This is a genomic window from Amycolatopsis ponsaeliensis, from assembly GCF_030182635.1.
GTDB lineage: Bacteria > Actinomycetota > Actinomycetes > Mycobacteriales > Pseudonocardiaceae > Amycolatopsis > Amycolatopsis ponsaeliensis.
Window position 1 is genome coordinate 1 of record NZ_JAPZLD010000063.1, and the last position, 19,835, is coordinate 19,835.

At 71.1% G+C, this 19,835-nt stretch carries 19 protein-coding genes and 1 riboswitch; of the genes, 9 read left to right on the plus strand and 10 right to left on the minus strand.

Annotated elements, in window-relative coordinates:
- Nucleotides 1-33 precede the first annotated feature (33 nt).
- From thiD to QQ657_RS50495, 4 genes are all read right to left on the minus strand, one after another.
- Nucleotides 34-837 (minus strand): bifunctional hydroxymethylpyrimidine kinase/phosphomethylpyrimidine kinase, encoded by an 804-nt coding sequence (gene thiD, locus QQ657_RS50480; RefSeq protein ID WP_284749595.1) that lies wholly within the window; start codon nt 835-837, stop codon nt 34-36.
- Nucleotides 834-2,468 (minus strand): phosphomethylpyrimidine synthase ThiC, encoded by a 1,635-nt coding sequence (gene thiC / locus QQ657_RS50485; RefSeq protein WP_284749596.1) that lies wholly within the window; start codon nt 2,466-2,468, stop codon nt 834-836. The genes thiD and thiC overlap by 4 nt, the downstream gene beginning before the upstream one ends.
- A riboswitch (TPP riboswitch) is annotated at nt 2,462-2,583 on the minus strand. Its footprint overlaps the gene before it by 7 nt.
- A gap of 48 nt (nt 2,584-2,631) precedes the next feature.
- On the minus strand, nt 2,632-3,543 hold the full coding sequence (locus tag QQ657_RS50490; RefSeq protein ID WP_284749597.1) for a S1C family serine protease: 912 nt from the start codon (nt 3,541-3,543) through the stop codon (nt 2,632-2,634).
- Nucleotides 3,544-3,623: 80 nt separating this feature from the next.
- Nucleotides 3,624-4,217 (minus strand): LysE family translocator, encoded by a 594-nt coding sequence (locus QQ657_RS50495; protein WP_284749598.1) that lies wholly within the window; start codon nt 4,215-4,217, stop codon nt 3,624-3,626.
- Nucleotides 4,218-4,376: 159 nt separating this feature from the next.
- On the opposite strand from QQ657_RS50495, the gene QQ657_RS50500 reads away from it, so the two are divergent.
- Nucleotides 4,377-6,542 carry a glycoside hydrolase family 15 protein gene (locus QQ657_RS50500; RefSeq protein ID WP_284749599.1) on the plus strand — a complete coding sequence of 722 codons (2,166 nt, stop codon included), beginning with the start codon at nt 4,377-4,379 and terminating at the stop codon, nt 6,540-6,542.
- Between the two features lie 75 nt (nt 6,543-6,617).
- Here QQ657_RS50500 and QQ657_RS50505 read toward each other — a convergent pair whose 3' ends face one another.
- Complete coding sequence (locus QQ657_RS50505) at nt 6,618-7,196, minus strand: peptide deformylase (protein WP_284749600.1); 579 nt, start codon at nt 7,194-7,196, stop codon at nt 6,618-6,620.
- Between the two features lie 154 nt (nt 7,197-7,350).
- Between QQ657_RS50505 and QQ657_RS50510 the strand changes: the two genes are divergently transcribed.
- The gene (locus QQ657_RS50510) at nt 7,351-7,659 is read left to right on the plus strand and encodes a DUF3263 domain-containing protein (RefSeq protein ID WP_284749601.1); all 309 of its coding nucleotides are present in this window, start codon (nt 7,351-7,353) and stop codon (nt 7,657-7,659) included.
- The gene (locus QQ657_RS50515) at nt 7,656-8,270 is read left to right on the plus strand and encodes a LytR C-terminal domain-containing protein (protein WP_284749602.1); all 615 of its coding nucleotides are present in this window, start codon (nt 7,656-7,658) and stop codon (nt 8,268-8,270) included. The genes QQ657_RS50510 and QQ657_RS50515 overlap by 4 nt, the downstream gene beginning before the upstream one ends.
- A 48-nt stretch (nt 8,271-8,318) precedes the next feature.
- Here the strand turns inward: QQ657_RS50515 and QQ657_RS50520 are convergent, their stop codons facing one another.
- From QQ657_RS50520 to QQ657_RS50535, 4 genes are all read right to left on the minus strand, one after another.
- Nucleotides 8,319-10,586, minus strand: a complete 2,268-nt coding sequence (locus QQ657_RS50520; protein WP_284749603.1) for an AAA family ATPase — start codon at nt 10,584-10,586, stop codon at nt 8,319-8,321.
- Between the two features lie 381 nt (nt 10,587-10,967).
- Nucleotides 10,968-11,921, minus strand: a complete 954-nt coding sequence (gene pssA / locus QQ657_RS50525; RefSeq protein ID WP_284749604.1) for a CDP-diacylglycerol--serine O-phosphatidyltransferase — start codon at nt 11,919-11,921, stop codon at nt 10,968-10,970.
- 3 nt (nt 11,922-11,924) lie between these two features.
- Nucleotides 11,925-12,650 (minus strand): phosphatidylserine decarboxylase, encoded by a 726-nt coding sequence (locus QQ657_RS50530; protein WP_284749605.1) that lies wholly within the window; start codon nt 12,648-12,650, stop codon nt 11,925-11,927.
- 509 nt (nt 12,651-13,159) lie between these two features.
- The gene (locus tag QQ657_RS50535) at nt 13,160-13,444 is read right to left on the minus strand and encodes a GlsB/YeaQ/YmgE family stress response membrane protein (protein ID WP_284749606.1); all 285 of its coding nucleotides are present in this window, start codon (nt 13,442-13,444) and stop codon (nt 13,160-13,162) included.
- Nucleotides 13,445-13,516: 72 nt separating this feature from the next.
- Here QQ657_RS50535 and QQ657_RS50540 point away from each other — a divergent pair, with 72 nt between their 5' ends.
- A complete protein-coding gene (locus tag QQ657_RS50540; RefSeq protein ID WP_284749607.1) occupies nt 13,517-14,077 on the plus strand; it encodes an ArsR/SmtB family transcription factor in 561 nt (186 codons plus the stop codon).
- Nucleotides 14,074-15,327: an MFS transporter gene (locus QQ657_RS50545; protein WP_284749608.1), complete on the plus strand. Its 1,254-nt coding sequence runs from the start codon at nt 14,074-14,076 to the stop codon at nt 15,325-15,327. Before QQ657_RS50540 ends, QQ657_RS50545 begins: the two co-directional genes overlap by 4 nt.
- Here the strand turns inward: QQ657_RS50545 and moeA are convergent.
- Nucleotides 15,281-16,474 (minus strand): molybdopterin molybdotransferase MoeA, encoded by a 1,194-nt coding sequence (gene moeA / locus QQ657_RS50550; RefSeq protein ID WP_284749609.1) that lies wholly within the window; start codon nt 16,472-16,474, stop codon nt 15,281-15,283. The two genes, QQ657_RS50545 and moeA, sit on opposite strands and share 47 nt — an antisense overlap.
- Before the next feature lie 73 nt (nt 16,475-16,547).
- Between moeA and QQ657_RS50555 the strand changes: the two genes are divergently transcribed.
- The 4 genes from QQ657_RS50555 (at nt 16,548) to QQ657_RS50570 (ending at nt 19,700) form a co-directional block, all read left to right on the plus strand.
- The gene (locus tag QQ657_RS50555) at nt 16,548-17,225 is read left to right on the plus strand and encodes a TIGR00266 family protein (RefSeq protein ID WP_284749610.1); all 678 of its coding nucleotides are present in this window, start codon (nt 16,548-16,550) and stop codon (nt 17,223-17,225) included.
- Nucleotides 17,225-17,848 carry an AIM24 family protein gene (locus QQ657_RS50560; RefSeq protein WP_284749611.1) on the plus strand — a complete coding sequence of 208 codons (624 nt, stop codon included), beginning with the start codon at nt 17,225-17,227 and terminating at the stop codon, nt 17,846-17,848. Before QQ657_RS50555 ends, QQ657_RS50560 begins: the two co-directional genes overlap by 1 nt.
- A 112-nt stretch (nt 17,849-17,960) precedes the next feature.
- On the plus strand, nt 17,961-18,167 hold the full coding sequence (locus QQ657_RS50565) for a cold-shock protein (protein ID WP_284749612.1): 207 nt from the start codon (nt 17,961-17,963) through the stop codon (nt 18,165-18,167).
- Between the two features lie 66 nt (nt 18,168-18,233).
- On the plus strand, nt 18,234-19,700 hold the full coding sequence (locus QQ657_RS50570) for a serine/threonine-protein kinase (RefSeq protein WP_284749613.1): 1,467 nt from the start codon (nt 18,234-18,236) through the stop codon (nt 19,698-19,700).
- Nucleotides 19,701-19,835 lie beyond the last annotated feature (135 nt).

Below are 19,835 nucleotides of genomic sequence, written 5' to 3' on the forward strand. Positions count from 1 at the left end.
CGTGAGTGAGAAACAGTGTTCTAACCCTGTTTCTCACTCACGACCGCCGAGCACCCAGAACGGCGACACCGGGCCGACACCGGCGCCCAGCGGGTAGGACTCCGCCACGCAGCGCTCGATGAACTTCTTGCCCGACGCCACCGCGTCTGGCACCGAAGCGCCCTTCGCCAGGGACGACGTGATCGCCGATGCCATCGTGTCGCCGCCGCCGTGGGTGTTCTCCGTCTCGTACCGCCGGCCGCTCAACGAGATGAACTCGCGGCCGTCCGACAGCAGGTCCACGCACTCCGGCGTGCCCTGCATGTGGCCGCCCTTGACGAGCACCCACTGGGAGCCGAACTCCAGCAGCGCCTCCGCCGCCGAACGCTGGGATGCCGCGTCCACCACTGAAATCCCGGTCAGCAGGCGGACTTCGTCCAGGTTCGGCGTGATCAGCGTCGCGCGGGGGAACAGCTCCGTGCGGATCGCCTCGAGAGCGTCCTCCCGCAACAAAGCGTGACCCGTCATCGACGCCGCCACCGGGTCGACCACCAACGGGCCGACCTCGACCTCGTCCAGGGTCTTGGCCACCGCGCGGATGATCTCGGCCGTGGCCAGCATCCCCGTCTTCGCCGCGTTCACGCCCATGTCGGACGCCACCGCCTTGATCTGCGCGGTCACGACGTCGGCGGGAATCTCCGTGAAACCCTGGACGCCCAACGAGTTCTGCACGGTCACCGCCGTCAGCGCGACCAGCCCGTGGACACCATGCGCGAAGAACGTGCGCAGGTCCGCCTGGATGCCCGCACCACCGCCGGAGTCGGATCCGGCGATGGTGAGGGCGGTGGGCGGAGTCATGGCTGCACCACGGGCAGGTAGACCTTGTTCCCGGCCTCGGCGAACTCCGCCGACTTCGAAGCCATGTCGGCTTCGATCGCTTCCACAGTGGACAGACCGTGCTCCTCGGCGTACTTGCGGACGTCCTGCGTGATCCGCATCGAGCAGAACTTCGGGCCGCACATCGAGCAGAAGTGCGCCGTCTTCGCCGCTTCGACGGGCAGTGTCTCGTCGTGGAACGAACGCGCCGTGTCCGGGTCGAGCGAGAGGTTGAACTGGTCGTTCCAGCGGAACTCGAAGCGCGCCTTCGACAGCTCGTCGTCCCACTCCTGCGCGTACTGGTGCCCCTTGGCGAGGTCCGCGGCGTGCGCGGCGATCTTGTACGTGATCACGCCGGTCTTGACGTCGTCGCGGTTCGGCAGGCCGAGGTGCTCCTTCGGCGTGACGTAACAGAGCATCGCCGTGCCGTACCAGCCGATCTGCGCCGCGCCGATGGCCGACGTGATGTGGTCGTAGCCGGGCGCGATGTCCGTCGCAAGTGGACCGAGAGTGTAGAACGGCGCTTCGCCGCAGAGCTTTTCCTCCAGCTCCACGTTCTCCTTGATCTTGTGCATCGGCACGTGACCGGGGCCCTCGATCATCACCTGGACGTCGTGCGACCGCGCGATGTGCGTCAGCTCGCCGAGGGTCTCCAGCTCGGCGAACTGGGCGCGGTCGTTGGCGTCGGCGATCGAGCCGGGACGCAGGCCGTCGCCGAGGGAGAACGTGACGTCGTACTGCCGCAGGATCTCGCAGAGTTCCTCGAAGTGCGTGTACAGGAACGACTCCTGGTGGTGCGCGAGGCACCACGCGGCCATGATCGACCCGCCGCGGCTGACGATCCCGGTGACGCGCCGCGCGGTCAGCGGGATGTAGCGCAGCAGCACGCCGGCGTGCACGGTGACGTAGTCGACACCCTGCTCGCACTGCTCGATGATCGTGTCGCGGTAGATCTCCCACGACAGCTTTTCCGGTTCCCCGTCGACCTTTTCCAGTGCCTGGTAGATCGGCACGGTGCCGACCGGGACCGGCGAATTGCGGATGATCCACTCGCGCGTCTCGTGGATCCGCTTGCCGGTGGAGAGGTCCATGATCGTGTCGGCGCCCCAGCGGGTCGCCCACACCATTTTGTCGACCTCTTCCTCGACCGACGACCAGACGGCCGAGTTGCCCATGTTGGCGTTGATCTTCACCAGGAAGTTCTTGCCGATGATCATCGGCTCGGACTCCGGGTGGCGGCGGTTGACCGGGATCACCGCGCGACCGCTGGCGACCTCGGTGCGCACGAACTCCGGGTCGACGCGCTCGCGGGCTGCGATGTACTCCATTTCCCTGGTGACGACGCCTTGTTTGGCCCAGCCGAGCTGTGTGTTGTGCTCACGGCCGTCGGCCCAGCCGGCGCGCAGCCGGTGGAGTCCACTGTGGACATCGATGGTGGCTTCGGGATCCGTGTACGGGCCCGAAGTGTCGTAGACGTCGAAGTGTTCGCCGTTCGAGAGGTCGATCCGGCGTGCCGGAACCCGAAGCCCGGATTCGGTCTGGTGGTACACCTTGTGCGATCCGGTGATCGGACCCGTGGTGACGGAGACGTCCTTGTTTTCGAGCGTCGTCAACGACTTTCACTCCCTACGCCGGCATTACCCGGTCAGGTTCATGCGGTCGGTGACGCCTGCGAAACGCAAGTCACCCTCTCAGCCCGCCATGGCGCGAGCTCCCGCGTTGGTGTTGTGCCACCGACCATGCCACGCCGGGGCGACATACTCAAGTCCGCTCACCTCACCCGACCAGTTCGGCGGGTGTCGCGTAGACGTCGACCATGGCTCCGTTGCGCAGCACGGTGATCGGCAGTGCGGTGCCGATCACTTCGGCGAACAGCTGCCGCTGGATGCCCTGCGCGTCCGAGACGCGGGTGCGCCCGACGGTCAGCACGAGGTCGCCTGCCTTGAGGCCCGCCCGGTCCGCGGGGCCGCCGGAGACGACTTCGCGCACCCGCAGCCCGGCGCTCTGGCCGGTGCGCTCGGCGATGTCGTCCGGCAGCGGGGCGGGCACGCCGACGACGCCGAGGTACGCCCGCCGCACCCGGCCTTCGACGACGAGCGTGTCGATGATCCGCCGGGTGGTCGTGTTGATCGGCACGGCGAGCCCGAGCCCGACGCCGGCGACCGCGGTGTTGATCCCGACGACGCGGCCGGTGGAGTCTGCGAGCGCGCCGCCGGAGTTGCCGGGGTTGAGCGCGGCGTCGGTCTGGATGACGTCCTCGATCACCCGGGTGGTCCGTCCCTGCCGCACCGGGAGCGCCCGGCCGAGCGCGCTGACGACGCCGGCGGTGACGGTGCCGGAGAAGCCGAGCGGGCTCCCGATGGCCACGACGAGTTGCCCGACGACGAGCTCGTCGGCGTCACCCAGCCGGGCGGCCGACGGCGTCTCGCCACGCGCCCGCAGCACGGCGAGATCGGACAGCGGATCGGCGCCGACGACGTCGAAGGGCACCTCGCTGCCGTCGGCGAAGGTCGCGACACCCCGCCGGTGGTCGGCGACGACGTGGGCGTTGGTGAGCAGGTGGCCGTCCTCGGCGAAGACGACCGCCGAGCCACTGCCGCGCGCGAGCTGCACCCCGGCGACGTGCGGGGTGACGGTCTTGGCGACCGTGCTGACGGCGCGCGAGTAGGCGTCCATCGCGTCATCCATGAAGGCACCTCGATTACACCGTTGCAGGTACTACAAGTGTGCGCTCGAAGGCCGCGGAAGTCCGTTCGCTGTTCGTGAACTCAGCCTTCGAGGGCCACGGTGACGCCGAAGCCGATCAGCAGCCCGCCGGACGTGCGCTCGAGCCACCGCTTGACGTCGTCGCGGCGCAGCCACTGCCCGAGCCGCGTGACGAGCAGGGCGAGCGCCGAGTACCAGACGACGTCGGCGGCGATCCAAGCCGCGACGCAGACCAGCAGCGCGCCGGCGCCCGCGTGGGCCGGGACGAACTGCGGCAGGAACGACAGGGCGAACACGCCCGCCTTCGGGTTGCCGAGGTTCGTGAGCAGCCCTGACCGGAAGCCCGCGCCGGGCCGGATCTCCTTCTCCTCGCCCCGACCGCGGAAGAAGAGTGCCTTGATCCCCAGGTAGACGAGGAAGAGTGCGCCCGCGAACCGCAGGATGTCGTACGCGGTCTGAGAAGCCGCGAGCAGCGCGATCAGGCCGAACACCGCGGCGAGCCCCCAGAACGCAACCCCGGCTTCGATGCCGGCGATGGTCGCGAAGGCGTTGCGCTTCGAGCCGCGGGCCGCCTGCTTGATCAGCATGACCGTCGCGGGGCCGGGGACCATCGCGATGAGGAACGCGGCGGGGAGGAACGCGAGCAGGTTCGGCATTCCCCGATCGTCGCGGGCGCCGGACACGGTGGGCAAGCGTTTTACCGGACCAGTGACGGTCAGTGGTTCACCGGATCGGACCATGCGCCGGTGAAGGATCGGCGAGAGACTTCCAGGCGCTTCTGTAACGGTGCAGAAGCGACTTTCTGTGGGGTTGATATGCGAAAACTCATGTTCGGCGCCCTCGCCGGGCTGCTGGTCACCGGCCTGATCCCGGGGATAGCGGCGGCCGCGGGAGAGGCTCCCGGCGCTCCGGGCGCCCATCCCAGCTGGCTGCCCGCGAACAAGACCGGCTTCGGCACCGCGCACGACCGGTCGAGCAACGTCTGGTTCACCCTCCAAGGTGGCCAGCTGTCCGAGGTCTACTACCCGGACCTGTCGACGCCGAGCGTCCGGTCGATGAACTTCGTCGTCACCGACGGCCGCGGCTTCGCCGTCGCCGACTACACCGCCAAGTCCCAGCAGGTCCGGCGGACCGACGACGACAGCCTGACCTACGAGCAGACCATCACCGACGACCAGCACCGCTGGCGCCTGCGCAAGACCTACGTCACCGACCCGGCCGCCACGACGGTGCTGGTGGACGTCGACTTCCAGTCGCTCACCGGGCGGCCGTACCAGCTCTACGCGGTCGCCGACCCGGACCTGACCAACGACGGCTCCGACGACTCGGCCGGGCGGAAGGGCGACGCCGTCACCGCGCAGGACGCCACCAACGCCGCCGCCCTGACCGCGAAGCCCGCCTTCACGAAGACCAGCGTCGGCTACGCGGGCTCGTCCGACGGGAACACGCAGCTCACCAAGACCTTCAAGCTGAACACCTACGACACCGCCGCGAAGGGCAACGTCCTGCTGACCGGGCAGACGAGCGCCGACGGCGTCCGCAACCGGCACGTCACCCTCGCCCTCGGCATGGGCGCGAAGACCGCCGACGCGCTCGGCAGCGCGCAAGCGTCGCAGCGACGTGGCGTCCGTGACATCACGCGCGCGTACGACCGCGGCTGGGAGCAGTACCTGCGCGGGGTCAGCAAGCCGCCGTCGTCGCTGAAGACCGACGCCGAGCGCGACCTCTACAAGGCGTCGATGCTGACCCTCGCCGCGAGCGAGGACAAGCACCACCCGGGCGCCTTCATCGCGTCGCCGAGCATGCCGTGGCGCTTCGGGAACAACGACCCGGAGTGGTCGCCGTCCGGCACCTACCACCTGGTCTGGCCGCGTGACCTCTACCAGATCGCGACCGGCCTGGCCGCCGGCGGCGACAAGGCTGCCGCGAACCGCGCGGTGAGCTACATGTTCGGCACGCAGCAGCAGGCCGACGGGCACATGCCGCAGAACAGCCGCGTCGACGGCGTGCCGTACTGGACGTCGATCCAGCTCGACGAAACCGCTTTCCCGATCGTGCTGGCCCAGCAGCTCGGGCGCACCGACCTGTGGCCCGGCGTCCGGAAGGCCGCCGACTTCATCATCGGTTACGTCGGCCCGAACGGGCAGCCGGCGCCGTACACCCAGCAGGAACGCTGGGAGGAGCAGGACGGCTGGTCCCCGTCGACCATCGCCTCGGTGATCGCCGGGCTCGTCTGCGCCGCGGATCTGGCTTCGCACAACGGAGCTCCGGCGGACGCCGCCCGCTACCTCGCGGCGGCCGACAAGTTCAAGGCCGACCTGCCGAAGCAGACGATCACCACGAACGGGCCGCTGTCGAAGGACCCGTACTTCGTCCGGCTCACGAAGGACGCCAACGCCAACGCGGGTACGACGTACAACCTCGGCAACTCGAGCGTCACGATGGACCAGCGCGCGGTCACCGACGCGGGCTTCCTCGACCTGGTGCGCCTCGGCATCTACCGCGCCGACGACCCGGTGATCAAGAACAGCATTCGGGTCACCGACAAGGACATCGCGTTCACGACGCCGACCGGGCAGTTCTGGCACCGGTACACGAAGGACGGCTACGGCGAGCAGGCCGACGGTTCGCCGTGGGACTACACGTTCCCGGCCGAGAGCCGCACGACGTTCGGGCGGCTGTGGCCGCTGCTCGCCGGTGAGCGCGGCGAGTACGAGCTGACGCTCGGCGACTCGTCGTCGGCCGCGCGCCGGCTGCGTGACCTCGGCCGGGTGGGCAGCTCGGCGGAGACCATGCCGGAGCAGGTGTGGGACGAGAATGCGCCGTCGGGCCAGACCGGCTTCCCGACGGGCACGCCGAACAACTCGGCGACCCCGCTGGCCTGGACGCACGCCCAGTACGTCCGGCTCGCCTGGGACGTCAAGGCGGGCTCGACGCTGGAGACGCCGCAGGTGGTCCGCTGCCACTACCTCGGCTGCTGACCCACCGCCAAAAGCCGTTAAGGCCACCTTACGGGCGTCAGACGCCCGTAAGGTGGCCTTAACGGCACTTCAAGGTCAGATGACGGCGCCGTCGTCCTCGGGGGTCTTCGGCGGCAGCCACGACAGGCCGGGCACGCCCCACTTGTTGGACTTCAACATCTTCTTCGCCGCGCGCGCGTGCCGGCCGACCAGGCGGTCGAGGTAGATGAAGCCGTCCAGGTGGTCGGTCTCGTGCTGCAGGCACCGCGCGAAGTAGCCGGTGCCCTCGACCTCGATCGGGTTGCCGTCGAGGTCGGAGCCGGTCACCTTCGCCCACTTCGCGCGGCCCGTCGGGTACGACTCGCCGGGCGCCGACAGGCAGCCCTCCCAGTCGTCGTCCGGGTCCGGCATGGTCTCCGGGATCTCCGACGTCTCGAGCTTCGGGTTCACGACCAGGCCCTTGTGCCGCACGCCTTCGTCGTCCGGGCAGTCGTACACGAACACCCGCAGGTCGAGGCCGATCTGGTTGGCCGCGAGGCCGACGCCCTCGGCGGCGTACATCGTCTCGAACATGTCGTCGGTGAGGGTGCGCAGCTTCTCGTCGAACTCGGTGATCTCCCGAGTCGGCTGGTGCAGCACGGGTTCGCCGGCGATCACGATGGGATGGATGCTCACGACCACGCAGTTTAGTCGGACCCTTCTGGTAGACCTGCATCAGACCGTGACGCGCCGACGCGGATGCCCACGTCGGCGTGCGCTTCCGTGGTTGAATGGCGCCCGCGGAAGAGCTAGGTCTGATTCGCCATACGCCCGATTGAGAGGGACTCGGATGGACGCCGCGGAGTCGATGGCTGAGCCGCAGCCGTCGCCGCCGAAGCCCGTGCCCGGCCTGACCGAACGCGAGGTCGAGATCCTCGCGTTCGAGCGCCAGTGGTGGCGACACGCCGGGGCGAAGGAGAACGCCATCCGCGAACGCTTCGACTTGTCCGCGACGCGCTACTACCAGCTGCTCAACAAGCTGCTGGAGAAGCCGGAGGCGGTCGAAGCCGACCCGATGCTGGTGAGGCGGCTGCAGAAGACGCGTGCCGCCCGTCAGCGCAAGCGAGGCGCCCGGCGACTGGGGATCGAGCTGAAATGAGCGTGTTTTCGGGAATGTCCCGGCCGATGAAGGCCGCGGGCGTCGTCCTGATCGGGGTGGCCATCATCGCCGCGGTCATCGGCGGCGTGTCCGCGTTGAGTGGCGACGGATCGAACGAAGCCGGGCCGAGCGGTACGCCGAGCTCGCCGGGCACCACCACCGGGTCGCAGCCGCCTTCGGGCACGACTTCGACGCCGCCGCAGAGCACGACTTCGCCGGCGTCGACCACCCCGCCGTCACCGACTTCACCGGCGCCGGGTCAGCCCACGTCGGGTCAGCCGGGGCAGCCCGGTGACCAGCAGACGTCCAACAAGTGGGTGACCGTCCGGGTCTTCAACAACTCGACGATCAAGGGCCTGGCGGACCGCGCGGCGGAGGACTTCCGCGGCAGCGGCTGGAACGTCAACGAGGTCAGCAACTACTCCCAGGGCGTCATCCCGACGACGACGGCGTTCTACCGCCCGGGCACCGACGAGGAAGCCGCGGCGAAGCAGCTCGCGCAGGAGTTCGGGATCAAGGCGGAGCCCCGTTTCCCGGGGATAGAGAGCGCGACGCCAGGCGTGATAGTGATCGTGACGAAAGAGTACGAGTCAGGCCACAAGGGCAGCTGACGATCTTGTCGTGAAAGGGGTGCCACCCGCCGGGGTGGCGCCCCTTTTTCAGTCCCCGGCCTGGGTCTTCGCGTAGGCCTCCAGTGCCGCGAGCTGGCCAGGGTCGAGGCTCGGCCGGACCGTCTTGCGTGCCGCGTCCAGGTGCGCCGCCGTGACTTCGCGGGCCTCCAGGGACTCGCGCATCGCCGTCAGCGCCGCCTCGCGGATGAGCGCCGCGCAGTCGGCGGCCGAGTAACCGTCCAGTGTGGACGCGACCTCGGCGAGGTCCACATCGGAGGCCAGCGGCGTGTTCTTCGAGCTGGCCGCGAGGATCGCCGCGCGAGCCTCGGCGTCCGGCGGCGGCACGTACACGCGCCGCTCAAGCCGGCCCGGCCGCAGCAGCGCGGGGTCGACCAGCTCCGGCCGGTTCGTCGCGCCCAGGACGACGACCTCGCGCATCGGCTCGACGCCGTCGAGCTCGGTCAGCAGCGCCGCGACCACGCGATCGGCGACACCCGAGTCCGACGACTGGCCGCGGCGCGGGGCCAGCGCGTCGATCTCGTCGAGGAAGATCAGCGACGGCGCGGCCTCGGCGGCCCGGCGGAACAGCTCCCGCACGGCGCGTTCGGACTCGCCGACCCACTTGTCCATCAGCTCGGCACCCTTGACCGCGAAGACGTTCAGCGCGCCGGTGCCGGCCAGCGCGCGCACCAGGAACGTCTTGCCGCCGCCGGGCGGCCCGTACAGCAGCACGCCACGCGGGGGTTCGACGCCGAGCCGGGCGAACGAGTCCGGGTACCGCAGCGGCCACAGCACCGCCTCGGTGAGCGACTGCTTGACGTCGATCATGTTGCCGACGTCGTCCAGGGTCAGCCCGCCGGTGGCGAGGTTGTCCGAAGTGGACATCGACACCGGGCGGACGGTGGCCAGCGCGTCCAGGAGGTCCTGCTGCGAGATCCGCGGTTCGTCGGCTTCGCGCTGGCGCAGGGCCGCGCGCAAGGCCGCGTCCCGCCGCAACGCGATCAGGTCCGCGGCGACGAAGCCCGGCGTCCGTTCGGCGAGGACGCCGCAGTCGATGCCCGTGTCGAGCGGGACGTCGCGGAGGAGGACGTTCAGCAGCTCGCGGCGCGTCTTCGCGTCCGGCAGCGCCAGGCCGAGCTCGCGGTCCAGCAGGTCGGCGGCACGCAGCCGCGGGTCGGCGGCCTCGGCACGGGCCGTCGTCGCGACGACGGCGAAGCGCTCGCGCCGCAGCGCCGTCCGGAGCTCCTCCAGCACGACGGTGGCGACCGGCGGCGGCGTGGCCGCGGGCAGCAGCGCGTCGACGTCGGTGAGCAGCAGCACCGCGGGCCCCTCGGCCGCGCGGATCGCCTCGCGCAGGCGCGCGACCGCGACGTTCGGGTCCAGCACCGCGAGGTTCGGCGCGGCCACCGGCACCACGCGGATGTCGGCTTCGTTCGCGACGGAGTTGACGAGCGTCGCCTTGCCGACGCCCTCGGGGCCGGACAGCAGGACGCCGAGGTGGGCGGGCGCGCCCAGCCGGGCGAGCAGCTCGGGCCGGTGGAACGCCAGGTCGAACCACTCGGCGAGCTTGCGCGCGGTCGCTTCGGCGCCGATGAGGTCGGCCAGCGGCACGGCCGCCTCGATGACCTCCTCGATCACCACCTCGTCCTCGACGATCTCCGCGTCGATCCACTCCTCGGCCGCGGTGACGGCGGAGGTGCGGACGAGCGCGGTCGCCGTCCGGGGCGTGGCGGGCTCGGGCGCCGGCCGCGCGCCGTCGCGCCAGACGACCACTGTGGACGGTCCGACCGCGACGGTGCCGGCCGGCTCGGTCGCGGTGACGGTGAGCAGCTCGTTCGTCCAGGTCGCGCCGATCGCCCGCGACAGCTGGCCGCGCAGGCCGGCCGGGTCGGACCCCGGGGTCGGCGCGAGGTCCTGCGGCAGCAGGGAAACGGCGTCGCCGACGGTCAGGACCTTGCCGATCAGGGCGAGCCGCAGCATGTGCGGGCTGACCGAGACGCTGGCCAGCCGCGACCCGGCGACGGTGACCGTCTTGGCCGCGGCGACGTCGGCGGGGGCCACCACGATCTCGGCGCCCTCGGTGACGCCGAGGTTCGACATGGTGACGTCGTCGGTGAAGACGACACCGGGCACGTCGGCCTCGTCGGTGGGCGCGGCGAGGGCGGCGCTGACCCGGGCGCCGGTGAGGTGCACGGCGTCCCAGGCCCGCAGGCCGAGCGCGTCGAGGACCTCGGGGTGCAGCCGGACGACGCCGCGGCGGGTGTCCAGCGCGGACGGCGTGTGCCGGACGGTCAGCGTGATCTGCGGGTGGCTCACGCCGTTCACCCTAGCGATCCGGCGGCCCCGCAGGAGGCGATGTGCCGGGGGAACCCGTGTCGACCTTCCGATCACACGTGATGCCCGTGCAATCACGCGTGATGCCCCGCTGATCACACGTGATGCCTCTTGGATCACGGGCGAACGCCGTACCGGGACGGCGAACTCGCGTGCCTGGAGGGTCGACTCGCGTACTCGGAGGGTCGGCTCGCGTGCTCAGGGACCGATCTCGCGTGATTGGAGACGTGACTCGCGTGATTGGGGGCGTGACTCGTGTGATCGGGAGGGGATCTCGCGTGATCGGGAGGGGATCTCGTGTGATTGGAGGGGGATCTCGCGTGATTGGGAGGGCATCACGTGTGATTGGAGGGGCGACACGGCTTACTTGCGGCGGAGGCCGATCTGGCGCCACGAGCGGCGTCGCGGGCCTTGGCCGTTTTCGCTGCCGCGGGGGGTGCGGACCGTCTCGCCGGTGCGTGGCAGGCGGACCGCGCGCATCGCCGCGCCCGCGACGCGGCGGCGCAGCGGCGGCCGCAGGCCCAGGCGGCGCGGGGAACGGGCCCGGCGGATCGCGCGGCGCTCGCGCGGCGGGACCGTCCAGGCCTCCGGGTGCGCGGCCAGCCAGCGGTGCCGGTAGACCGAGTACGGGATGTGCGCCAGGTACAGGATCATCGCCGCGATCAGCGCGACCAGCGGGAACTGGATGATCGCCGCGGCCAGCAGGGCGACGCCGAGCAGCAGCGGCGCGATCGCCTTGGCCGGCGCCTTGACCGTCTTCAGCGACAGCGTCGGGATGCGGCTGATCAGCAGCGCCGCGATCGCGACCGTCCACGCCCAGACGACCCACTGCGACGACCACCAGCCGTGGCCCCACTGCAACTCCGCCACCAGCGGCAGCATCGCCAGCAGGCCACCGGCCGGCGCCGGGACGCCGACGAAGAACTCGCTCGCGTACGCCGGCTGTTCGGTGTCGTCCAGCAGCGTGTTGAACCGGGCCAGCCGCAGGATCATGCAGACGGCGAAGATCAGCGACGCCACCCAGCCGATCCGGTCCGCGCCGGTCTGCCACACGTAGATGACCAGCGCCGGCGCCACGCCGAACGAGATGCCGTCGGACAGCGAGTCCAGCTCCGCGCCCATCTTCGACGTCGCGTCGAGCAGGCGGGCGATCCGGCCGTCCAGGCTGTCGAGCACCGCCGCGATGCCGATCGAGGCGATCGCCATCGCGTAGTTCTTGGTCAGCGCGAACTGCACGGCCGACAGGCCCGCGCACAGCGCGAGGACGGTGATGGCGTTCGGCAGCAGCCGGACGCCGGGGGTGGTCACGCGGACCATCGATCAGCCTTTCGCAGGCGCGGCAGGGAGTTCGGCGATCACGGTCTCGCCGCCGACCGTGCGCTGGCCCTTGGCGACCAGCACGCGCGAGCCCGGCGGGAGGTAGAGGTCGACCCGCGAGCCGAACCGGATGATGCCGTACGTCGAGGCGGCGCCGACCTTGTCGCCCTCGCGGATCTCGCAGAGGATGCGGCGCGCGACCAGCCCGGCGATCTGCACGACGACGAGCTCGTGGCCGTCTTCGGTGCGCATCAGCACGGAGTTGCGTTCGTTGTCGTCGCTGGCCTTGTCCAGGTCGGCGGAGAGGAACTTGCCGGGCCGGTAGGCGACGCGCTCGATCACGCCGTTCGCAGGCACGCGCTGGACGTGCACGTCGAACACCGAGAGGAACACCGACACGCGCATCCGCGGCTCGGCCGGCAGGCCGAGCTCGGCGGGCGGGACGGCTTCCTCGATCAGCGACACGAGACCGTCGGCCGAGGCGAGCGCGACGCCGTCACGCGGCGGCGGGACCCGCTTCGGCTCGCGGAAGAACGCGGCCATCGCCACGGTCGTCAGCGCGCCCAGGACGCCGAGGCGCTTGGAGAACCGGCGCGCGAGCAGCGTCGCGACGGCGCCACCGGCCACGAACGGGCGACCGGCGGGGTGCATCGGCGGCAGCGTTTCGCGCGCGAGCTGGAGGGCGTGGGCCACGGGGTTGCCGGCGGGCTCCGGCCGGGTGCCGCTCATGGTCGGGTCCCCTGGTTTCGTGTCGGAAGAACGGGTCGGCGCCGGGGTGCCGGCGGCCGGGTACGGGCGGCACCACGCTACCGCTGCCCCAGGTGAGGGTCGGCGCGCGCCCCTGATCGGCTCCCTCACGAGGGTGTCCCCGCAGCGGGTGGGAGCGGCCACGTCCCGGTAACGCAAAGTCGAATTCGGCGACAACACTGAGTAGTCGACGCCGTTCGGGGCGCTGCCGCGAGACCTTGCGAGGGGACGATGACCGAGTACCACGATCCCGCCGAAGCCCGCCTCGACGAGCTTCTGGGCGCGTGGTGCCGGGAGATCGACGAGGTGCCGGTGCCGCGGCTGGTGGACCCGGAGCGCGCCGTCGACGTCGTCATCGAGGCGAAGAAACGCGGCCGGGGGGGGGGGGCCCCCCCCCCCCCCGGCGCCCCCCCCCCCGGCCACCGGGCGATGCGCGTGAGGAAGCATTTTAGCCGCCGGAGCGGCATCGATCACGATTCGTCCGGCAAAAGTTACGAACGGTCACTCGGTCGACGGCCGAGACCGTTCACGAGCCGCAGGATCGCCAGCAGCACGACGGCGCCCAGGACGGCCACGCCGAAGCTCGGGAAGTCGAAGTCGAACGTCTTCGACTGGCCGGTCGCGAGCCGGTAGACCAGCCCGCCGAGCGCCGCGCCGACCACGCCGACGAGCACGCTGACCAGGCAGCCCTGCCGGTGCCGGTCCCGGCCGCCGACGACGAGGTTCGCCGCCCAGCCGACGAGCGCGCCGAAGATCACCCAAGCCACGAAACCCATGGCGCGAGCTTACGCGAGCGGTTGTACAAGAGCCATTGCACAAGAGTTCTTGTACAACTACTCTTGTGCGTCATGAGCGATGAGGTCCGGGACATCCGGGATTCGAAGGTGCTGGCGGCGGTGTCGCACCCGCTGCGGCGGCGGTTGATGGAGCTGCTCCACCTGGACGGCCCGGCGACGGCGTCGATCCTGGCCGGCAAGACCGACCAAGCGGTCGGCAACATCAGCCACCACATGAAGGTGCTGGCCGCGGCCAAGCTGGTCGAGGAGGCCCCGGAATTGGCCCGTGACCAGCGGGAACGCTGGTGGAAGCGGTCCGCGAAGACCCTCCGGTGGGCGGCCGCGGACTTCCCGGACGACCCGGTCGCCGAAGCCGCCGAAGTGCTCACCCTCGACCACCAGATGGCGATCGCGCGCGAATGGCTCGCGACGCGCGACACCTACCCGCCGGAGTGGCGGGGCGTGGCGTTCAGCACGGACACCTGGATGCGCCTGTCCGCCGCCGACCTCGAAGAGCTGAACGAGCGGGTCCTGCTGCTGCTGGCCGAGTTCGAGGATCGCACCGAACCGGGTGACGGCATCGAACGCCGTCCGGTCTTCTTCGCCGCGCGGGCTTCGCTGGGCAAGCCGTGAAGGGGCTCTGGGGGAACAGGGACTTCCGGCTGCTCTGGACCGGCGAGACCACCAGCATGCTCGGCAGCATGGTCGCGAGCACGGCGTTGCCGCTGGTCGCGGTGCTCACGCTGCAGGCGAGCACCTTCCAGGTCGGCGTGCTGACCGCCGTCGCGTGGCTGCCGTGGCTGGTGGTCGGGCTGCCCGCCGGCGCGTGGGTCGACCGGCTGCCGAAGCGGCCGGTGATGCTGGTCTGCAACACGGTGTCGATGGCGGTGTTCGGCAGCGTCCCGGTCGCGGCCGCCTTCGGCGCGTTGACGATGCCGTACCTGCTGGGCGCGGCCCTGCTCGGCGGCACCGCCAAGGTCTTCTTCAGCCTCGCCTACCGCGCGTACCTGCCGGCCCTGGTGGGCCAGGACGAGCTCCTGGGCGCCAACGCGAAGATCCAGGGCAGCGAGTCCGCGACACAGGTCGCGGGGCCGGGCCTGGCCGGGCTGCTGGCGCAGGCGTTCGGCCCGGTCAGCGGGATCCTCGCGGACGCGGTCAGCTTCGGGATCTCGGTGCTGTGCGTCCGGGCGATCCGGGTGCGCGAGACCGTCGTCCCGGCCGAGCGCACGCCGTTGCGCAGCCAGATCGCCGAAGGGCTGCGGTTCGTCGCCGGTGACCGGTACCTGCGGTCGATGATGGCCTTCGCCGCCGCCTCGAACCTCGCGCTGACCGGGTACACGTCCATCCAGATCGTCTTCCTGTCCCGCACGCTCGGCGCCGGGCCCGGCCTCGTCGGCCTGGTCCTGGCACTGGCCGCGGCGGGCGGGGTGCTGGGCGCGGCGCTGGCCGGACGGCTCGGCGCGCGCTTCGGCGCCGCGCGGGCGTTCCTGCTCTGCGAGGTCTTCGCGGCTCCGATGATGCTGCTCGGCCCGCTCGCCGGTCCGGGTGGTGGTCTGGTGCTGTTCGTGCTCGCGGACTTCGGCGTCTGCGCGGGTGTCGTCGCTTCGAACGTGCTGACCGCGACGTTCCGGCAGCGCTACTGCCCGCCCGAGCTGTTCGGCCGGATCACCTCGAGCGCCTCCCTCGTCGCCTACGGCACGATCCCGCTGGCCGGGGTGCTCGCCGGCGCGCTGGGCGAGGCGATCGGCGTCCGCGCGACGCTCTGGGTCGCCGCTGTGCTGCTGATCGCGGCGCTCCCGCTGCTCGCGCCGTACCGGAAGCTGCGCGACTTCCCGGTCAGAGAAGCAGGACGTCCACTTCCTGGCCTTCCGCTGCCGATGTGACGTCCTCGGGCAGCACGATCAGGCAGTTGGCCTGCGTGAACGCGGCCAGCAGGTGCGAGCCCGGCCCGCCGCGCGGCCCGACGACCCCGGTGACCTCCCGGTCGGACGGCGTGAACACGCCCCGGCGGTACTGACGGCGTCCGCCCGGCGAGGACATCGCCTCGGTGAGCCGGGCCCGCACCCGCCGGCGCGAGACGTCGGTGTGGCCCATCGCCGTCAGCAGCGCCGGGCGCAGGAACGCCTCGAACGACACGAGGACGCTGACGGGGTTGCCGGGCAGGGTCACCACCGGCACGCCCTGCCAGCGCCCGCAGCCCTGCGGCCCGCCCGGCTGCATCGCGATCTTCGCGAATTCGACGCCCTGGCCGGTCAGCGCGTCCTTCACCACTTCGTACGCGCCCGCGCTGACCCCGCCGGAGGTGACCAGCAGGTCGGCGTCGGCCAGCTTCGGCTCGATGACCTTGCGGAACTCCTCGACGTCGTCGACGACGCTGCGGACCACGTCGACCTCGCAGCCGAGTTCGCGGACCGCGGCGGCGAGCATCACGCTGTTGGACTCGTAGATCTGGCCGTGCCGCAGCGGCGCCGGCGCGTCGATCAGCTCGGTGCCGGTCGAGGCGACGACCACCCGCAGCGGCCGGTGCACCAGCACCTCGGCGAGCCCGACCGCGGCCGCCAGGCCCAGCTGCGAGTGGCCCAGCACCGTCCCGGCGTGCAGCGCGATGGTGCCTTCGAGGACGTCCTCGCCGGAGTGCCGGATGTGCGCGCCTTCCTTGGCGGCGGCGGAGATCGTCACGGTCTCGGTGCCGCCGTCGGTGTCCTCGACCATCACGACGGCGTCCGCGCCGGGCGGCAGCGGGGCGCCGGTCATGATCCGGTGTGCGGTGCCCGGTTCCAGCGTCCCGACGTCGACGCGGCCCGCCGGGATGTCGTCGGCCACCGGCAGAGTCACCGGTACGTCGGCAACGTCGGCGGCGCGGACCGCGTAGCCGTCCATCGCCGAGTTGTCGAAGGGCGGGAGGGAAACGCCGGCCCGCACGTCCTCGGCCAGGACGAGGCCGGCCGCGGCGGCGAGGGGCAGGGCGGTCGCGGGGGAGGTGCCCAGGAGCGCGGCAACCCGGTCGCGGTAGTCGTCGACGGAGATCACCGGACCATCCTCCACCCCTGTGCAGGGCATGCAAGACTCTCGTCGTTCGAGAGCACGCCACAGGGGAGCACGCATGCAGGTCGGAGTCCGTCAACAGCCCTCGTTCGCCGTCGCCCGGCTGATGCTGGCGCCCGGTGAGCCGTGCCAGGTCGAGTCGGGCGCCATGATGGCCACCAGCTACGGCGTGCAGGTCCAGTCGCAGTCCCAGGGCGGGATCATGAAGGGCCTCGGCCGCGCGTTCCTCTCCGGCGAGTCCTTCTTCATCTCCACCTTCACCGCACCGCAGAACGGCGGCTGGGTCGACGTCGCGGCCAACCTGCCCGGCGACATCCAGGTGATCCCCCTCGACGGCCGCACCGGCTGGGCCGTCACCCGCGGCTGCTGGCTCGCGTCGTCGCACGGCGTGCAGACCGAGACCAAGTGGGGCGGGATGAAGAACCTGATGGGCGGCGAAGGCGGGTTCCTGACGCACGCCACCGGCCAGGGCCAGCTGCTCGTCGCCTGCTACGGCGCGGTCGAGACCGTCACGCTGCAGCAGGGCGAGATGGTCACCGTCGACACCGGGCACGTCGTCGCGTACGCCGACACCGTGCAGTACCAGATCCGGAAGGTCGCGACGGGCATCATCCAGTCCATGAAGAGCGGCGAAGGCCTCGTGTTCGACTTCGTCGGCCCCGGCCAGATCATGACGCAGACGCGCAACCCGTCCGCGCTGGTCAGCTGGATCGTCTCGCACGTCCCCTCCCGCTGATGCGCGTCCAGACCCGGCACACCCCCGGCTTCGGCGTCGCCCGCGTCCTGCTCGACCCGGGCGAGTCCGTGCAGGCCGCGCCCGAGACGCTGCTCGCCAGCCGCTTCGGCGTCACCGAGGCACCGGCGGGCCGCGGCGGCGTCCGCGCGGGCAAGTCCACGGCGGCCGTCTACACCGCGCCGTCTGACGGCGGCTGGATCGACTTCGCGCCGCTGCGCCCCGGCGACGTCTACCCGCTCGAGCTGGGCGGCGGCACCGGCTGGTCGGTGCACCGCGAGGCCGTGCTGGTGCGGCCGTCGTCGGTCCGGCACGACCCGAACTGGGTGCCGCTGCAGCAGCTCTTCGGCGCCGACTCCGGGTTCCTCGAGCACTACAGCGGGACCGGGCCCCTCGTGCTGGCCGCGCCCGGCCCGGTCGACGCGTTCGAGCTCGGCAAGGGCGAGCTGGTCACCGTCCGGCCGGACTACCTGCTGGCCTACCCCGACACCGTGCAGTGCCGGTTGCGGGCGCTCGATCCCGGCGGGCCGCAGTCGCTGCGCACGGGTGAAGGGCTCGCGGTCGACTTCGCGGGTCCCGGGACGGTGCTCGTGCAAGCGCGCAACAGCCGCCTTTCCCACGTGTGATCTTCGGACGAATTGCCCATTGCCGAGGGGAATTATTGCGGTAGCGTGAATGACACTTCCGCCGCTGGCATCCGCTCGGGCCAGCGGATCCTTTGTGCTGAGGGAGGGCGCCGTGGCTGTCGGCACCGTCAAATGGTTCAACTCGGAAAAGGGCTACGGGTTCATCGAATCCACCGAAGGACCGGACGTGTTCGTCCACTATTCGGCCATTCAGGCCGACGGATTCCGCACTTTGGACGAAGGTGACCGCGTCGAGTTCGAAGTCCAGTCCGGGCGTGACGGGCGGAGCCAGGCCGCCGAGGTGCGGAAGGTCTCGTAACGGCGCGCATCACCCGATTGGCGAACCCCCGGCAGGCTCCGAACCAGGGACGTTAGGCTGCCGGGCGTGACAGGCGATGTGTCGGGGGACCTCACCGGTCGCCGGCTGGGCAACTACCGCATCGACGGAGTGCTCGGCAAGGGCGGCATGAGCGTGACCTACAAGGCCACGGACGTGCGGCTGGGCCGCAAGGTGGCCCTGAAGGTCATCGGTGACCACCTCGGGGCGGACGCCGAGTTCCGCGAACGGTTCGTCGACGAGGCCCGCAACACGTCCGCGATCGACCACGCCAACGTCGTGCCGCTGTACGACTTCGGCGAGCTCGACGGCATGCTCTACATCGCCATGCGCATGGTCGACGGCGGCGATCTCGCCGGCCTGATCGCCGGCGGCCCGATCGCGCCCGCGCGCACCCTGACGATGCTCGACCAGGTCGCGGACGCTCTCGACACCCTGCACAACCGTGGTCTGGTCCACCTCGACGTCAAGCCGGCCAACGTGCTCGTGACGAAGAAGGAGACTTCGCGCGAGCACGTGTACGTCGCCGACTTCGGGCTGACGCGGCGCGGCGCGACGGGACACCGGACGCGCGGCGGCGACTTCCTCGGCTCGCCGACGTACGCGGCGCCCGAGCACCTGCGCGGCGAGCCGCTGGACGGGCGCACCGACCAGTACGCGCTCACGTGCGTCCTCTACGCGTGCTTGACGGGGAGCCCGCCGTTCAAGGGCGACGTGCCGACAGTGATCAAGGGCCACCTCAACGGCGACCCGCCGGCGATCTCCCGCGCCGTCGCGCTGCCGCCGGCGATCGACGAGGTCATCCGCAAGGGCATGGCCAAAAGCCCGGCCGACCGCTACCCCAGCTGCGTCGAGATGATCGCGGCCGCCCGCCGCGCGCTCGGCCCCCAGGCGGCGTCCGACACCCCACCGGGGCCTCCCGGGTCCAATTCGGGTGGAATCCCCGCGCCGCAGCGCCCCGGTCAGGTACAACAGGGGCCGCACCAGAACAGCGCACCGCAGGGAGAGGGGGCCCCCGTGCACCCGTACGGAGGACAGCAGCCGGGCTACGGCCAGCAGCCCGGGCCGCAGGGGCCGCCCCAGGGAATGCCGCCGCAGGGCCCGCCGCCCGGCTACGGCTACCCGCCGCAGGGCCCGCCGCCCGGGATGCCGCCCCAGGGGATGCCGCAGGGCCCGCCGCCGGGGTACGGCTACCCGCAGCAGCCGGGGATGCCCCCGCAGGGCTACGGCCAGGACCCGATGCGCCTGCGCCCCCCGATGCCCGCGGGCGGCGCGGGCGCGTTCCACCAGCCGTCGAGCAGCGGCGGCAAGAAGTGGATCTTCATCATCCTGGGCCTCCTGGTGGTGGCCGGCCTGGTCGTCGGCGCGATCTTCCTGTTCAGCGACGGGGGCGGAGGCGGAGGCGGCACGACGACGGCCCCGAACATCCCCGTGGGTCCCGGCGACTCGCAGAGCAACCCGACGTCGTCGCTGAACGCCCCGCCGACGTCGATCTCCATCAAGCCGGGCAACTGACCCGGACGTCAGGGTCCCGGCACCGCCGGCGGTTGTCTTGAATGAGTCATTCAGGACCTCGCACGTCCTGAATGACTCATTCAAGACGTTTGGCCGGGCGGCGTCACACCTGTCGACCGGCGCCGGGCCGGCCAA

What these genes read in the sequence shown, in the direction of transcription:
- thiD (WP_284749595.1), bottom strand. Translation starts at nt 837, where the DNA reads ATGACTCCGCCCACCGCCCTCACCATCGCCGGATCCGACTCCGGCGGT.
- QQ657_RS50490 (WP_284749597.1), bottom strand. Translation starts at nt 3,543, where the DNA reads ATGGATGACGCGATGGACGCCTACTCGCGCGCCGTCAGCACGGTCGCC.
- QQ657_RS50495 (WP_284749598.1), bottom strand. Translation starts at nt 4,217, where the DNA reads ATGCCGAACCTGCTCGCGTTCCTCCCCGCCGCGTTCCTCATCGCGATG.
- QQ657_RS50500 (WP_284749599.1), top strand. Translation starts at nt 4,377, where the DNA reads ATGCGAAAACTCATGTTCGGCGCCCTCGCCGGGCTGCTGGTCACCGGC.
- QQ657_RS50510 (WP_284749601.1), top strand. Translation starts at nt 7,351, where the DNA reads ATGGACGCCGCGGAGTCGATGGCTGAGCCGCAGCCGTCGCCGCCGAAG.
- QQ657_RS50515 (WP_284749602.1), top strand. Translation starts at nt 7,656, where the DNA reads ATGAGCGTGTTTTCGGGAATGTCCCGGCCGATGAAGGCCGCGGGCGTC.
- pssA (WP_284749604.1), bottom strand. Translation starts at nt 11,921, where the DNA reads ATGGTCCGCGTGACCACCCCCGGCGTCCGGCTGCTGCCGAACGCCATC.
- QQ657_RS50530 (WP_284749605.1), bottom strand. Translation starts at nt 12,650, where the DNA reads ATGAGCGGCACCCGGCCGGAGCCCGCCGGCAACCCCGTGGCCCACGCC.
- QQ657_RS50535 (WP_284749606.1), bottom strand. Translation starts at nt 13,444, where the DNA reads ATGGGTTTCGTGGCTTGGGTGATCTTCGGCGCGCTCGTCGGCTGGGCG.
- QQ657_RS50540 (WP_284749607.1), top strand. Translation starts at nt 13,517, where the DNA reads ATGAGCGATGAGGTCCGGGACATCCGGGATTCGAAGGTGCTGGCGGCG.
- QQ657_RS50555 (WP_284749610.1), top strand. Translation starts at nt 16,548, where the DNA reads ATGCAGGTCGGAGTCCGTCAACAGCCCTCGTTCGCCGTCGCCCGGCTG.
- QQ657_RS50560 (WP_284749611.1), top strand. Translation starts at nt 17,225, where the DNA reads ATGCGCGTCCAGACCCGGCACACCCCCGGCTTCGGCGTCGCCCGCGTC.